Source organism: Methanobacterium sp. (assembly GCA_016222945.1).
Classification (GTDB): domain Archaea; phylum Methanobacteriota; class Methanobacteria; order Methanobacteriales; family Methanobacteriaceae; genus Methanobacterium_D.
On the sequence record JACRPY010000002.1, the window covers coordinates 800,976 to 816,129 of the forward strand.

11 protein-coding genes and 1 pseudogene are annotated in these 15,154 nt (G+C 34.1%); 7 read left to right on the forward strand and 5 right to left on the reverse strand.

Features of this window, described 5'->3' with window-relative positions; all coding sequences use genetic code 11:
- Positions 1–76 precede the first annotated feature (76 nt).
- Together HZC47_04300 and HZC47_04305 are read left to right on the forward strand one after the other, a co-directional pair.
- A complete protein-coding gene (locus HZC47_04300) occupies positions 77–2,509 on the forward strand; it encodes a 4Fe-4S dicluster domain-containing protein (protein ID MBI5680098.1) in 2,433 nt (810 codons plus the stop codon).
- 138 nt (positions 2,510–2,647) lie between these two features.
- Positions 2,648–3,025 (forward strand): 4Fe-4S binding protein, encoded by a 378-nt coding sequence (locus tag HZC47_04305; GenBank protein MBI5680099.1) that lies wholly within the window; start codon positions 2,648–2,650, stop codon positions 3,023–3,025.
- Between the two features lie 40 nt (positions 3,026–3,065).
- Here HZC47_04305 and acs read toward each other — a convergent pair whose 3' ends face one another.
- Positions 3,066–5,018 (reverse strand): acetate--CoA ligase, encoded by a 1,953-nt coding sequence (gene acs / locus HZC47_04310; protein ID MBI5680100.1) that lies wholly within the window; start codon positions 5,016–5,018, stop codon positions 3,066–3,068.
- A gap of 174 nt (positions 5,019–5,192) precedes the next feature.
- Positions 5,193–6,533, reverse strand: coding sequence for a SpoIIE family protein phosphatase (locus HZC47_04315; GenBank protein MBI5680101.1), 1,341 nt, complete (start codon positions 6,531–6,533; stop codon positions 5,193–5,195).
- Positions 6,534–7,097: 564 nt separating this feature from the next.
- Between HZC47_04315 and HZC47_04320 the strand changes: the two genes are divergently transcribed.
- Complete coding sequence (locus HZC47_04320) at positions 7,098–8,705, forward strand: thiamine pyrophosphate-binding protein (protein ID MBI5680102.1); 1,608 nt, start codon at positions 7,098–7,100, stop codon at positions 8,703–8,705.
- Positions 8,706–8,759: 54 nt separating this feature from the next.
- Positions 8,760–10,118: a cobalamin B12-binding domain-containing protein gene (locus HZC47_04325; protein ID MBI5680103.1), complete on the forward strand. Its 1,359-nt coding sequence runs from the start codon at positions 8,760–8,762 to the stop codon at positions 10,116–10,118.
- A 102-nt stretch (positions 10,119–10,220) separates the two neighbouring features.
- Here HZC47_04325 and HZC47_04330 read toward each other — a convergent pair whose 3' ends face one another.
- Positions 10,221–11,378, reverse strand: coding sequence for an alanine--glyoxylate aminotransferase family protein (locus HZC47_04330; GenBank protein MBI5680104.1), 1,158 nt, complete (start codon positions 11,376–11,378; stop codon positions 10,221–10,223).
- A gap of 222 nt (positions 11,379–11,600) precedes the next feature.
- Here HZC47_04330 and HZC47_04335 point away from each other — a divergent pair.
- Together HZC47_04335 and HZC47_04340 are read left to right on the forward strand one after the other, a co-directional pair.
- A pseudogene (locus tag HZC47_04335) lies at positions 11,601–12,359 on the forward strand (DUF115 domain-containing protein).
- Between the two features lie 56 nt (positions 12,360–12,415).
- Positions 12,416–12,745, forward strand: coding sequence for a YnfA family protein (locus tag HZC47_04340; protein ID MBI5680105.1), 330 nt, complete (start codon positions 12,416–12,418; stop codon positions 12,743–12,745).
- Positions 12,746–12,766: 21 nt separating this feature from the next.
- On the opposite strand, the gene HZC47_04345 is transcribed toward HZC47_04340, so the two are convergent.
- Positions 12,767–13,660 carry a cation transporter gene (locus HZC47_04345; GenBank protein MBI5680106.1) on the reverse strand — a complete coding sequence of 298 codons (894 nt, stop codon included), beginning with the start codon at positions 13,658–13,660 and terminating at the stop codon, positions 12,767–12,769.
- Between the two features lie 126 nt (positions 13,661–13,786).
- Between HZC47_04345 and HZC47_04350 the strand changes: the two genes are divergently transcribed.
- Positions 13,787–14,137 carry a winged helix-turn-helix transcriptional regulator gene (locus tag HZC47_04350; protein ID MBI5680107.1) on the forward strand — a complete coding sequence of 117 codons (351 nt, stop codon included), beginning with the start codon at positions 13,787–13,789 and terminating at the stop codon, positions 14,135–14,137.
- Positions 14,138–14,483: 346 nt separating this feature from the next.
- On the opposite strand, the gene HZC47_04355 is transcribed toward HZC47_04350, so the two are convergent.
- Positions 14,484–15,101, reverse strand: a complete 618-nt coding sequence (locus tag HZC47_04355) for a hypothetical protein (GenBank protein MBI5680108.1) — start codon at positions 15,099–15,101, stop codon at positions 14,484–14,486.
- Between the last annotated feature and the right edge of the window lie 53 nt (positions 15,102–15,154).

Sequence of the window (15,154 nt, forward strand, 5' to 3'; positions counted from 1 at the left end):
AATCACATATGTAATGATTAATGATGACAAACTACATATGTAATGATTAATAATGATAGTATATAAAGGTGATGTTATGGTTCAAACCCGTCAAATGAAAGATAACCAACTTTCAATTAAAGGATTTAATATGGATTTTGAAGAAATAGATTCGTATTTAAAGCAAAAAAAAGTTAATTATGATATTCTGGATAAAAAAATTAGTTTAAACTACTCCTTACTTCGAGAATGGGATTTTAAATTACTTTATTATTTCAAGCCATTTTATGCACCCCTATGTGATATGTGTTGCCTATGCACTTATGGGCGGTGTGATCTTTCAGGTAACAAAAAGGGAGCTTGTGGTATAAACCTGGAAAAACAGCAGTCCCGAATGGTATTAATGAGCAGCGGCATCGGCGCTTCTACCCATGCGGCACATGCTAGACATTTAGTGGACCACATACTGGAAAAAAACCCGGAATTAGAATTAGAATATGGTAATTCTATTGAGGTATTATCTCCAATTATTACTACATTAACTGGAATGACTCCTAAAAATGCCAGAGACCTGGATAAAGTCATGGTGTGTGTGGAAAAAGAACTAACCAATCTAATGGCAGCTACTCATACTGGCCAGGAAGGATACTACTTAGAATTTGAATCAAAAGCATTTCATGCGGGAATGATAGACACACTATCCTTGGAAGTTGCAGAATTAGCACAGATAAATCAATACGACTTAAATAAAGGCGAAGCTGACGTTCCTATGATAGAAATTGGAATGGGTGCAGTTGACCGCGAAAAACCTGTTATATTGTGTATAGGTCACAACATAGTGCCCAGTAGTGAAATTATTGACTATGCTGAAGAAATGGACTTATTGGAAGACCTGGAAATTTGCGGACTTTGTTGTAGTGCCATAGAAATGGGAAGGTACTCTTCAAAATCAAAGATCATAGGCCCTATTTCTCGTCAGCTTATGTTTATAAAATCCGGAATACCTGATGTGGTGGTTCTGGACGAACAATGTATAAGGGCGGATATTTTTGAACTCTGTGCTGAAAAAAATATACCCATTATCACTACCAGTGACAATTGTTCTTTAGGACTCCCTGATAAAACCAAAGAAACTCATTACAAAATTGTTAATGAAATACTGACTGGAAAAATACCTGGTGCTCTAATAAGGGATAGTGAAAAAGTTGGAAAGGCTGCTGTTGATTTAGTAATCAGGATCAAAGAAAAGAATGAGATTCATAGTCGATTAAAAAAGTTAAATCCTGATGAAATTGATATCTTCGAAGCTGACACTAAATGTACTACTTGCACACATTGTGATACTTCATGTCTTGAAGTTAAACGAAAAAGTTGTGACAAAAGTTTTATCTCAGAAGTTGAAAATGATATAGGTCCATATATTGATCTATGTAACTCTTGCGGACAATGCAATAGAACATGTCCAGCTATGCTGCCTATCAAAGAAGCTTTTGAAGAAGCTAAAAATGGAGACATATCTCTCATGTCTAGTTTTTATGGTAAATGTGTGGGTTGTGGTAACTGTATGGAGCAATGTGAAAAAAACATACCTCTGATTGATATTATAAGATTAGCTTCCGAGAAAAAAATTGATTCAGAAAAATTTTTGATGAGAACTGGACGGGGGCCGATTCAGGATGTTGAAATACGGAAAGTAGGAGCATCCATAGTTTTTGGTGATATACCTGGAGTTATAGCACTTGCAGGATGCTCCAACTACACTAATGGGGAAGTAGAAGTCCATAAAATAGCAGAAGAATTTTTAAAAAGAGGTTACATAGTTTTAGCGGCTGGATGTGCCGCTATGGACATTTCACTTCAAAAAGACGAAGAGGGTAAAACTTTATATGAAAAATACAGTGGAGATTTTGATAGAGGAGGACTCCTTAATTTAGGGCCTTGTGTTGCAAATGCCCATGCAATTGGTAGTGCCATAAAAATAGCCAATATTTTTGCTAATGTACCTCTGGAAAATAACTTCACTGAAATTGCTGATTACATATTGAACAGGATAGGTGTTTGTGTAATTGCATGGGGAGCTATGTCTCAAAAAGCATTTGCAATAGCCACTGGAGCCAACCGATGGGGAATCCCTGCAGTAATTGGCCCTCAAGCATCAAAATACAAGCGATTATATCTTGGAAACGACCGAGAATTAAGGGATATTAAAGACAAAAGAGACGGAACAGAAGTAATGTGTGAACCTGCCCCTGTACATCTAGCATATTCTGCTGAAAGCCTGAATGAATGCATGATAATGGCAGCGAAATTATGTATTAGGCCAAACGATAATCCTAGGGGAAGAATGATCAAATTAACCAATTATGTAGATATCTACAATAGATTCTATGGTTGCATGCCTCCAGATATAAATCAGTATGTGAGAAGTGAGAAAGAAATTCCCTATCAAAGAAAAGATGAAATTAAGGAGAAACTTTCAGAAAATAACTGGGAGCCAAGAAAAAGTCCGCATGAACCTTCAATTTTATGAGTCTGAGAATTAATTAATTAATTTCTCAAATAACCGCCTCCAAATTTAATTCTCAGGCTTCATATTTTTTTTAAAAACTTAATTAGACATATAATTTTAATTTAAACGGGTTAATTCCCACTAATCTAGGTGAAAAAAATGAATCCACGGATAATGATAAAAAATCCATTAAAATGTTACAAATGTAATTTATGCCTGGAAAAATGTAAAGAAATACATGGAATTAGTAGAATAAAAAAAATTGAGGATATACCTTCATTTTGTAAGCAATGTGATGACGCACCCTGTGAAAAAGCATGTCGGGTAAATGCCATAACATTAAAAAATAATATAGTGGTAGTTAATGATAAACTCTGTGTGGGATGTAAAATGTGTCTGGAAGTTTGTCCATATAAAGGAATATTTGTCAAGGATCTTACAGCCCATAAATGCACACTATGTCTAGATTCCAATCAAATAACACCAGCATGCATAGAGGCATGTCAGGATAGGATACTGGTGGTTAAATGTGAATGAATGATAGGTAGTCAATATGACCTATTTTAAAGGGAATAAATTAAAGAGCATTATCCAATCCATCAACAGCTTCAGGATTTGCAAGGGTACTTATATCGCCCACATCCTCTCCTTTTACTTTAGCTTTAATCACTCTACGCATAATCTTTCCAGATCTTGTTTTAGGAAGATCATCAACAAATCCAATGTAAGATGGACTGGCTATAGGTCCAATTTCGGCTCTTACATGTTCTCTTAAGGCGTGTTTAAGTTTAGGGGATGATTCATAATTTTCTTTTAAAGTTACAAATGCTGCAATTTCTTCACCTTTAAGTAAATCTGGTTTTCCAACCACTGCTGCTTCCACCACAGCATGATGACTTACTAAAGCAGATTCAACCTCAGCAGTACTTATCCTGTGTCCGGCTACATTTAATACATCATCTTCCCTTCCTTGAATCCAGAAATAACCTTCTTTATCTACACGAGCCACATCTCCGCTTAAATATTGATTAGGAAACTCGCTCCAGTAGGATTCCACATAGCGTTCTGGTTCTCCAAAAAGAGTTCTAAACATGGCAGGCCAAGGAGTTTTAATCACAAGATGCCCTCCACCTTCAGTAATAGCGTTTCCGGAATCATCCAGTATTTCTGCCTTAACAGTTGGAAACGGTTTAAGTGCAGAACCAGGTTTTAAATTAGAGATAGGTAAGGGTGTTATCATGTGCATCCCTGTTTCGGTTTGCCACCATGTGTCCATAATAGGACATTTTCTGTTTCCAATGTGTTTGTAGTACCATATCCAAGCTTCTGGATTAATGGGCTCTCCTACAGAGCCTAAAATCCTCAAAGTACTTAAATCATGTTTTTGAGGCCATTTTTCCCCATATTTCATGAACATTCGCACTGTAGTAGGGGCTGTATAAAAAACACTGACTCCATAATCTTCAACCATGTTCCATAATCTTCCAGGGTCAGGATAATCTGGAGTTCCTTCATACATTAATGATGTAGCTCCCATTATGAGCGGAGCATACACAATATAGCTGTGTCCGGTGATCCAGCCAATATCTGCTGCACACCACCATATATCTTCATCTTTAATGTCAAAAACGAGTTTAAGAGTAGTGTATGTTCCTACTGCATATCCTGCATGTGTGTGCAGAACTCCTTTTGGTTTTCCCGTGGTTCCGGATGTGTAAAGAATAAATAAAGGATCTTCTGAATCTAATTCTTCAGTAGGGCAATTAGGACTTTCTTTTTGCAGGGCATCGTCCCAATAACTGTCCCTACCCTTTTTCATATAGGCTCCGCATTCGCAGTTTTTAACTACAATTACATTTTCAATGCTTGGTATTTTATCCATTACTGTGTCTAAAGTATCTTTTAGTTTAATTACTTTTCCTCGACGGTGAAATCCATCTGCAGTTATGGCTACTTTTGCTTTAGCATCATTAGCCCTTTCCTGGAATGCTTTGGCCCAAAAACCTGAAAATACCACACTGTGCACTGCTCCTATCTTTGCACAGGCCAGCATGGCAATAGGAAGTTCCAGAATCATGGGAAGATAAATACTTACCCGATCACCCTTTTCTACACCCATATTCTTTAATGCATTGGCTAATCGATTAACTTCTCGATATAATTCAAAATAAGTTAGTTTACGGACTTCTCCTGTTTCACTTTCCCATATATAGGCAACTTTATTCTTTCTCCAGTTTTTCACATGTCTATCCAGAGCATTATGCACAATATTAAATTTTCCATCTAAAAACCATTCTGCATGGGGTGGTTTCCATTTTAAAACTTTTTTGTAGCTTTTAAACCATTCAAGTTCATTTGCAAGTTCATCCCAGAACCATTCAGGATTTGCACCTGTTTTTTGGAGTAAATCATCGTAGTTTTCTATTTTATGTTTATTCATCCATTGCATGATATTGCTTTCGTTTATAATTTCCTCTGAAGGTTTAAAAATCCGTTCTTCTTTAAGCAGAGCATCTAAATCCTTTGGCATTTTATCTCCTCAAGCTTAGAATATTTCAATATCAAATCACTGCTTACTATTATCTAATTTGAACAAAATAAATTAACTGATTTTTACAATGATTAATTAAATAAAAATAAATTGGAAAATTTTTTATTATTCATTGAATGGAATATTCAAGACTCTTATCAAAATTAAGTTTATCTATTTAACTTTCAGGGCTATTAAAATCATATCATCAAACTGAGGCTTATCTTTGCTGAAAAATAAGATTTCTTTTTTTATAGTCCCAACTAAATCTTTTGATGGTAAGTCATAATTCTCTTTAATAAACTGTTTAAGCCTTTCAATTCCAAAAAGTTCTTCTTTTTTATTTAAAGCGTTAATAATACTATCTGTATAAAGAATAAGGATATCTCCCGAGCTTAAACCTATTTCTTTTTCTTTAAATTCTATATTTATTATTTTACCTAAATTGAAATCCTCATCTACAAGTTCTATAATATCTCCAGTATCCTTTTTGAAAACTAAAGGAGAATCATGTCCAGCATTAATATAGCTAAGAGTTTTATTTTTCAAGTCTAATACGGTATAAAATAAGGATAAATCAATTCCAGAGTCTGCTTCGACCATTACCAGCTTATTTAAGTACTCCATTACTTCAGAAGCTTGATGAGTTTCCCTGGCTTTTGTTTGAACTATTGTTTTGGATAGGGCCATTAAAAGAGCTGCTGGAACACCTTTTTCAGAAACATTTGCAATGGCAATGCCTATTTTGTTATCTGTAAGTGGAATAAAATCGTAAAACTCTCCTCCCACCTCTTTTGCAGGAATATTAAGTGCAGCAATGTCAAAATCATTTAACAAGGGGATTGCATCTGGCAAAAAAGTCTCCTGAATTTTTTGTGCAACTTTTAACTCATTCTTTTTCCTTTCAAGCTCGTCAAAATACATATCTCTTTCTTTTGTAGTTTTCTTCTCTTTTAAAAGATTTGATATAATATATGAGAAAACGAGGATACCCAGAGCATTTGCAAGAATCATAGGAATACTAAGTTCTTCAACTATTGCAAGCGCTTGTGAATAGGGTTTTACAATAAGAAGTGCTAATAACATATGGAATGCTTCCATTAAAACGGCAAATACTACAGCGCCAAAAATTCCAATGAATTTACGTCCATTTGCTAAAAATACGAGTCCTGCAAATAATCCTGCAAGAATTGTAGCAATTGAACATGCTAATGTGGTTGGACCTTCTAAAAAGAAATATCTGAAAAGTCCACCAATAAGTCCGGCTCCTAATCCTATTATGGGTCCACCAACTAAACCTGCAATCATAGGGCCGAGATCCCTGACATTTGCAATGGCACCAAAGACATCTACTCCAGAAAAGGATCCAAAAATGGAAATTACTCCAAAGATTAATATGATAATGGCCTGATTTTTAAGAGTAAATTTTCCGTCAAGTATTTCCTGAAAATATTTAATACGTGAAACAATATAAGCGATTACAATAATTACACATGTTTTTTCTATAAGTACCAGTAAAGAATGTAATGTAAGGGGTAATGATTCTTCTCCTCCCTCTAAAATAAGCAATACGCTTATACTTCCTATTACTGCAATTAATGCATGAAGGTTTAATATCTTATGCTCTTCATTAACTCTTAAATAATTCTTTATTTTCGAAAAAGCAGATTCTATTCGTTTTTTCTGTAATTCTGTCAAATTTAACACCTGATATAATAAGAAAATCAGTTTCTTAAAAAATTTTAGTGAAGTAAGCTTGTAAATTTATTTTATTATATTCATTTAGTTTATTCTTTATTGATTATTCATTTTAAAAACTATTTGGAAAAGTCTATATATTATTTGATTTACGATTTTAATAACTTTGAAAATTAAATGATCTTTCTTCTGCTATGAATAATTAATATAAAATAATGAAAAATAGAATTTATTAATCATTGAATTAATTTTTTTTACCATTTATGTTATGTAAATAGGAATAGATCAAAAAAAATGAGCAAATTGCATTAATATAATAAATCTGCAAGAATTTGTTGAAATAGATTAACTTTAATAAAATTAAAGATCATAAACCTATCAATGAATCCATCAGACCATAAAATAAGATGTGCAGATGCGTTGATTAAAATTTTAGAATCTGATAATGTAAAGTTTATTTTTGGACATCCTGGAGAGCAGATTTTACCATTTTACGATGCATTAAGAAAATCTGACATTGAACACGTCTTAATGCGCCATGAACAGGGTGCAGTGCATGCTGCAGATGGATATGCAAGAGCATCTGGTTATTTTGGTGTTTGTGTTGCAACAGCAGGTCCCGGAGCGTTAAATTTAACTATGGGTGTTGCTACAGCGTTTAAAGACTCAATACCTATGATTGTAATTACTGGGGATGTGCCAAGGGATCTTAAAGGTCAAAACACGTTCCAGGATATAAATATTGTTGATGTTTTCAAGCCAATCACCTTAGAATCATTTAATATTAAAGATCCAGAAGATGGCGTAGTAAAATTAAAAATGGCAATTAATTCATTTAAAAATGGGAAAACTGGACCTATTCATTTAAATTTTCCTAAAGATGTTTTAAATGAAAACATACGTGAGGATGTAATGGATCATGAAGTTGAAAATTCAACTCATGTCTCATTAAATGGGACTGATGATGCAATTAAATTAATAGAAATGTCAAAGAGGCCACTTATTCTTGCCGGAACTGGAGTTATATGGGCACATGCTGTGGAGGAACTTAGAGATTTTATTCTAAAATATAAAATTCCAGTTACAACAACCTACTCTGCAAGGGGCGTTTTACCAGAAAACAACCCTCTTTGTCTGGGAATGATTGGATTGAGAGGTACAACAGCAGCAAATTATGCTGGAGGAAGTTGTGACCTTATAATTGCTATTGGATGCAGATTCTCAGAAAGAACTAAAATAGGGATTGGAAAAACTAAAATAATCCATATTAACCCTGATGGTGAAGTTTTAGATGGTGATATTAAAATTCAAGGTGATGCAGGCCAATTTTTAGATAAAATAAGTAATATAAATATTAAAAACACCAGAGAATGGCTTAAAGAACTTGAAAACCATAAAAGAACATTTGATGTTAAAACAGATTATCATGATGTTCCAATTAAACCTCAAAGAGCTATAAAAGAAATATTAGATGCTTCAGATGAATCTATAACAATTAGTGATGCTGGAACGCATACAACATGGGTTACACTACTTAAACAAGCTCTTCAACCTTCAGAATTGATTTTTTCTGGAGGATTTGGACCAATGGGCTACGGGCTTCCAGCAGCAATAGGTGCAAAACTTGCAAAACCACAAAAAAAAGTGGTTTTAATAGTTGGCGACGGCGGATTCCAAATGACAATGGAGGAACTTGCAGTAATCGCCCAGAATAAGCTTCCCATATTAATTTGTATCATAAATAACTGCTGTCTTGGAATTATAAAGCAGTGGCAGAATATGCATTACAGCAAACAGTATGAAGTTGAACTTGAAAATCCGGATTTTATTGAAATTGCAAAGGCCTACAGAATTAGAGCAGAGAGAATAGAATCTCCAGAAGAAATATTTAAATCAGTTAAAAATGCTTTAGAATTGGATGAACCTTATTTAATTGATATGATGGTGGATAAAGAAGAAGGGATAATTTTACCTAAAATAATCTCATAACAAATGTTATTTAAGGTTACAGTATGAATATGTAAACAATAGTAAGGTGAACACATGAAGGTTTTATTAATAAATCCTCCAGATACTGCATCTAAATATAAATTCATAGGCCTTGTAGCTCCGCCATTAGGTATATCCTACATAGCGGCGGTTCTTGAAGAAAATGGAATTGATGTAAGGATAATAGACGGTTCTGCCCTTGAAATGACGTGGAAAGAACTGGAAAAAGATATTCAAAAATATTCACCGGATATAATAGCCGTAACTGCATTAACGCCCACAATTATTCAAGCCCTTAAAACTGCAAGAATTGCTAAAAGTGTCTGTCCTGATGCGTATATAGTTTTAGGGGGTTATCACCCGACTTTTACACATAACGAACTTTTAAAGAATGAATTTATAGACATTATAGTTTGTGGTGAAGGCGAATACACCATGCTGGAGCTTGCAGAGGCTATAGAAAATGGTGGGGATTTAAGGGAAGTTAAAGGAATCGCCACCAGAGAATTTAGGACACCTCCAAGGCCAATAATAAAAGATTTAGATGAACTACCATTTCCTGCAAGACATCTTTTACCTATGGACAAATATAAAATTCTTAATATTAAATTACCAACAGGAACATTAATATCAGGCAGAGGATGCCCGCATCACTGCTCATTTTGTTCTTCATCAGCCATGCACGGTCATAAATTAAGGTCACGTTCATCAAAAAACGTAGTTGATGAAATGGAACATTTAATTGATGTTCATAATTCAAAAATGATTGCATTTATGGATGATACATTCACCATGAACAGGAAGAAGGTTGAAGAAGTTTGCAATGACATTAAAGAAAGAGACCTCGATGTATATTGGGGCTGCACTGCCCGTGTTGATACATTATCAACGAAAATTTTAGAGCAAATGAGGGATGCAGGATGTATCACTCTCTTTTTAGGTGTTGAATCGGGAGATCAACAGAATCTGGATAATCTAAATAAAAATGTTACTATTGATAGGATAAAAACAACATTTGAACTTACAAAGAAGCTTGGAGTAAGAACAATCGCATCAGCAGTGCTGGGAATGCCTGGAGACACCCGTCAAAGCATTGAAAAGACAATAAATTTTGTAAAAACCCTTAATCCGTCATATGCAATATTTTCACTGGCAACACCCTATCCTGGAACTGATTTTTATATGAATGCATCTAAACAGAATTTAATTAGAGTGGACGACTGGTCAAAATACACATTACTAACTCCAGTATTAGAAACAGTTGACTGCTCTTTAGATGAGCTTAAAGAATTGCAGAGAAAAGCTTTCAGAAATTTTTACTTGCGACCGGATTATATAATACGTCAAGCATGGACTGATGGATTTATAATTATAAAAACAGTTGCTGCCATAATTAGGGACGTAGGAAGGTAAGAAATAGTTTTTTAAACTCTAAATAAGTTTTTTTATGTAATTTTAAAATTCCAAAAAATTCAATTATTTTTTTTATTCAAAAATTAAAAATAAAAAAAAGAATTAGAAGTGATCAGAAGCAATATAAGTTCCTGCTGCTGCTGCAACTCCTTTTCCTAATTCGATATTAAATCCAAGGCCTTTTAAGGTCATTTCAAGTGCAGACATTGTTGTTATAATATCTTTGTAGGTAATATTGCCCATATGTCCTATTCTGAAAACATTGCCTTTAAGATGGTCTTGACCACCAGCAAGCACAATTCCATATTTATCTCGCATGGTACCCCGCATATCTTTGTCAGATACACCTTCAGGCATTTTAACGGCGGTTACTGTTGCAGATGAAACATCTTCTTGTGCAAACAGTTCAAGACCAATAGCTTTTACACCATTTCTTGTGGCTTCTGCAGCTAATTTATGTCTTTCTATCCTGCTTTCAAGACCTTCTTCCATAATCATGCTTAATGCTTCGCGCATAGCATACATTAATGAAACAGATGGTGTGTAGGGTGTTTCAGCGGGTTTATTATTTCCATATTTTTTATATTTTCTTATATCAAGATAGTATGAGTTTGAATCAACTTTATCAATCACATTCCATGCATCATCACTTACTGTGATTGCAGCCATTCCTGGTGGTGCTGCAAGACATTTTTGTGAACCGGTCACGCAAATATCAATATTATAATCGTCTACAGCAACATCATCTCCTCCAAGGGATGAAACTGTGTCTACAACGTATAATGCATCGTAATTTTTAAGGATGTTTCCAACTTCTTCTATGGGGTTTGTAACTCCAGTTGAAGTTTCGTTATGGACTATGGTCACAGCTTTAATGTCTTTGTTGTCATCTAAGATGTTTTCAATATCTTTAGGGTTTACTGCGGTTCCCCATTCTACTTTAAGTTCTAATGGAGATCCTCCAGTTGCACGAGCTATTTGCAGGAATCTTTCACCGAATTTTCCCCCAACAACGTTTAAGATTTTGTCTCCTTTGTTTAGAATGTTTCCAACAGCTGCTTCCATTGCGGCTGTTCCAGAACCGGTTATTGTATATGCTGGATTTTCTGTTTGAAATATTTCTGCCATCATTTCGTTGGTTTCAACGAGAATTTCAGCAAATTCTGCACTTCTATGGTTCATTATAGCATCTGACATGGCTTTTAATACCCGTGGGGCTACTTTAGTAGGTCCAGGTATCATTAACAAGGTTTCCTCCATTTATAATCCTCCAAAATTCCTCAAAAAATCCTTGATTTTTTGGGACGCAAAACTTTAGTTTTGCAAGTTTCAATTTTGGGGTTTAGAAAACTTTTGGTTTTCTTCAACCTCCAAAAAATTTTAATTTTTTGTGGTCACAAATTCTATGAATTTGATAACCTCCAATAAATATTAATTAACTTAAACAACTTTATTTATGTTGATTTAATATATTTACTTTATATGGATTTGGATATATGGTTTTCATGGTATAAAAGAATATTAGATGAATTTGGGTTTTCTAAAGATGACGATGAAAAATCTGCAGAAATACTAAATAATCTATTAAAATAGCAAAAAGGCTTAAATCATCACCAAATAAAGATAAAAAGCAAAGTAATAGTATTTGGTGCAGGGCCGTCTCTTAAACGAAATATTCATGAATTAAAAACAGAAAATTTAGATGATTTCACATTAATATCTGCAGATGGAGCTACAACAGCACTTGTAGAAGAAAATATAATTCCAAATATCATTGTTACAGATTTAGATGGTAAAATGGAGGATATAATTAAATCTAACAAGGATGGGGCTATTTTAGCAGTCCATGCTCATGGTAACAACATGGATAAAGTTAAGGAGTATGTTCCAAAATTGCATGATGTAATGGGAACCACCCAAAGCATTACTTTAGAAAATGTTTATAATTTCGGTGGTTTTACTGATGGGGACCGCTGTATATTTTTAGCCATTGAACTTGGGGCAAAATTAATAGTTTTAGCGGGAATGGACTTTGGTGATACTGTTACTAAGTATTCAAGGCCAGATTTAAAAAATCATGAAGATAAAGCCGATGAAATAAAGCGTGGAAAGCTTAAATATGCAAAAAAACTCACTGAATGGGCAGCAGAAAATGAAAATGTGGAAATTTTAAATTTATCTGGTGGAGAACACCTTAAAAATGTGAAAAATATTAATATAATTGAATTTAAGAATTATTAATGTAGATACTAACTTAATCAGTAAAAAATACGATTATTAAGGTTATAGGGATTTGAATGCAGGTTGCAGAATCAGTTTTATATTTTGTACTGGCAGGACTATGTGAAATCGGCGGCGGATACATGGTATGGCTCTGGCTGCGTGAAGGAGCAAGTATATGGTTGGGAGTATTTGGAGCAATAATATTAGTTCTCTACGGAATTATTCCCACATTACAGCCCGCTAATTTTGGACGAGTTTATGCTGCATACGGCGGAGTTTTCATTGTTATGGCTATAATATGGGGTTGGCAGGTTGATAAAATAACTCCTGACCGTTTTGACATTATCGGCGGTTTAATTGCTTTAATCGGCGTTTCTGTGATAATGTACTGGCCAAGAAGTTAAATTATCCATTTTTAATTTATTTTATAATTCATTACATGCATCCTGTGGGCATACGTGAACGTTTGCACTTTTTATTATGTTCACATTGTTTATTATGGAGTTTTCAACCATATGGGCCAGTTTATGGGCTTCTTTTAATGTTAAATTGTTGTTAGCTTCAACATACAATTCAGTTGAAGCATAAGATCCAATATAGTTTACTTTTAAGCTGTGAACTCCATATATTCCACTTATAGATAATGCAGCAGATTTTATATCATTTAATATGTCTTTTGATGGGATTTTCCCAAGTAAATTACCAATATTTTCACGTGCAATATGAAAAGCGGTCTTTAAAACCAGTATACTTATAAATAGGGCTATAATTGGATCTAAAATAGGAAATCCCAGTTGTGCACCAACAACTCCAATGAATATGGCTGCACAGGAGTATATATCTACTTTCTGGTGGTGTGCATCTGCAATTAAAGCGGGACTATCTATTTTTTTCCCTGCTTTCATGATATAAGTGGTCATTGCAAAATTAATCCCAATACCTGCTAATGCCATCAGTGCTGCAATTGGTTCTGGAGCATGCAATGTGCTGCCTATGGTCAATTTGATGTAAACTTCAGAAAGTATTTCATAAGCCACTATCAAAAGGAAAACAACGATTATTAAACCAGCTATTGGTTCGGCTCTACCGTACCCATAGGGATGATCTTCTGTACTCGGTTTCATTCCAAGTTTAAAACCTATAAACGCTATTATTGATGTTAAAATGTCTGATAAGGTATGTGCAGCTTCTGCAATAAGTGCAGTACTTCCTGATAACATTCCCACGATAAAATTAAATGTGGTAAGTAATATGTTTCCGAATATTCCAACGTAAGCCGCTTTTTTGCCTATCTGTTCCCTTTGTAATTTAGTTTTCATGTTCAAATCTCCAACTTCTTCTATGTATGAACACATATTCATATGAACATATATAAACCTTTGCTCAAGAAATGTTGAATACAATTACAGTAAAATTTATAATTAATCAAATGAACAAATATTCACATGAAAGAAGATGCATGCGACATTGAAGAACCTGATGAAGAAACAGTAAATGAAATTAAATCCAAAATGCTTGAAGAGGGCACCATTTTAAAGATAACAGATGGCTTTAAAACCATAAGTGACCCTACAAGGCTAAAAATACTTTATGCATTATCCCTAAAAGATTTATGTGTCTGTGACTTAGCTTCATTACTGGGCATGAGCCAATCTGCCATATCTCATCAACTTAGAGTGTTAAGGGATAAGAATATGGTTAGCTTTAAAAAAGAAGGTAAAATGGCACGTTATTACATTGCAGATGACCATGTAATGAACTTCATTAAAATGGGAGTAGAACACGCTCAAGAGTAATTAATCATTGAAACAATAAAATGAAACTAAATCAAAAGAAAGATTATAATCTTATAACATAGAGTGATATAATGAGAGTTGGACTTGTAGTATTAGTGGTACTAATTTTAAGCATTGTAATGGTATCGGGGTGTACTAGTAGTGAGAAGGTTTAGAAAGTGAAGTGTACTTCTTGTGGAAGTAATAATACATACTTACTGGAGTTAGTGGCTTTAAAACAGCAGAACCCATAAGTGGAGAAAACGTCTTTATCAGTGTGCTGATTGCAATACTACATTACAGGCTACCGTGCCATGATATACGTCAGGGGCATGACAACCCAGTCTATTCTCAAGTTTTTATAATTTTATGGACCTTCTTCATTTCCCATGTGAACCCGACTATTTATACCCATATTTTGATGAAGCCATGTTGAAAGAGTTACTGTGTTATGTTTAGTTGTGGAGTACTGTGTTTCAGTATAAGTCATTTCTTGTCGGTCAGGTTCAGAAGCTCTGAACCATCCGATTATCTTATTTTCAGGCCAGTAAACCACAACATAATCAAGGACTTGTTGATAAACATCATATGTTCTGGTCTTAATATTACCATTAGTATCATAACCATAACCTGAGTATGTTTTTTTCCCTAAATGATTTTCATACTGATTAACTCGAATTATTAAAGTTAATTGTTTAGAACGATCATTGGTAATATTAAGGTCACGACCATTAGGAGTAGAATTAGTTTTACCCAATTCTCCCATACCGAGTTCAATAACAGTACCTTGTGGTGTAAAATTTCTTAATTGTTCACCTTTTGTTTTGTTATATTCTATAACATTGGGTAAAATTAGTGTATTGTAGTCTTGAGTTGTAAGAGCTTTAGAATTAACCGATGAGCTATTACCAGAATCACCGCATCCTGATATACTAATAACTCCCAAAACTAAAAGTAAAATTAATATTAGAGCTATTTTTGTCAATTTTCTTTCTCCCCCTTCACGCCCTTGCTAATTGATTTTTATATATGTATTAT

Coding starts and splice junctions, on each gene's coding strand:
- HZC47_04300 (MBI5680098.1), top strand. CDS start 77: ATGGTTCAAACCCGTCAAATGAAAGATAACCAACTTTCAATTAAAGGA.
- HZC47_04305 (MBI5680099.1), top strand. CDS start 2,648: ATGAATCCACGGATAATGATAAAAAATCCATTAAAATGTTACAAATGT.
- acs (MBI5680100.1), bottom strand. CDS start 5,018: ATGCCAAAGGATTTAGATGCTCTGCTTAAAGAAGAACGGATTTTTAAA.
- HZC47_04320 (MBI5680102.1), top strand. CDS start 7,098: ATGAATCCATCAGACCATAAAATAAGATGTGCAGATGCGTTGATTAAA.
- HZC47_04325 (MBI5680103.1), top strand. CDS start 8,760: ATGAAGGTTTTATTAATAAATCCTCCAGATACTGCATCTAAATATAAA.
- HZC47_04330 (MBI5680104.1), bottom strand. CDS start 11,378: ATGGAGGAAACCTTGTTAATGATACCTGGACCTACTAAAGTAGCCCCA.
- HZC47_04340 (MBI5680105.1), top strand. CDS start 12,416: ATGCAGGTTGCAGAATCAGTTTTATATTTTGTACTGGCAGGACTATGT.
- HZC47_04345 (MBI5680106.1), bottom strand. CDS start 13,660: ATGAAAACTAAATTACAAAGGGAACAGATAGGCAAAAAAGCGGCTTAC.
- HZC47_04350 (MBI5680107.1), top strand. CDS start 13,787: ATGAAAGAAGATGCATGCGACATTGAAGAACCTGATGAAGAAACAGTA.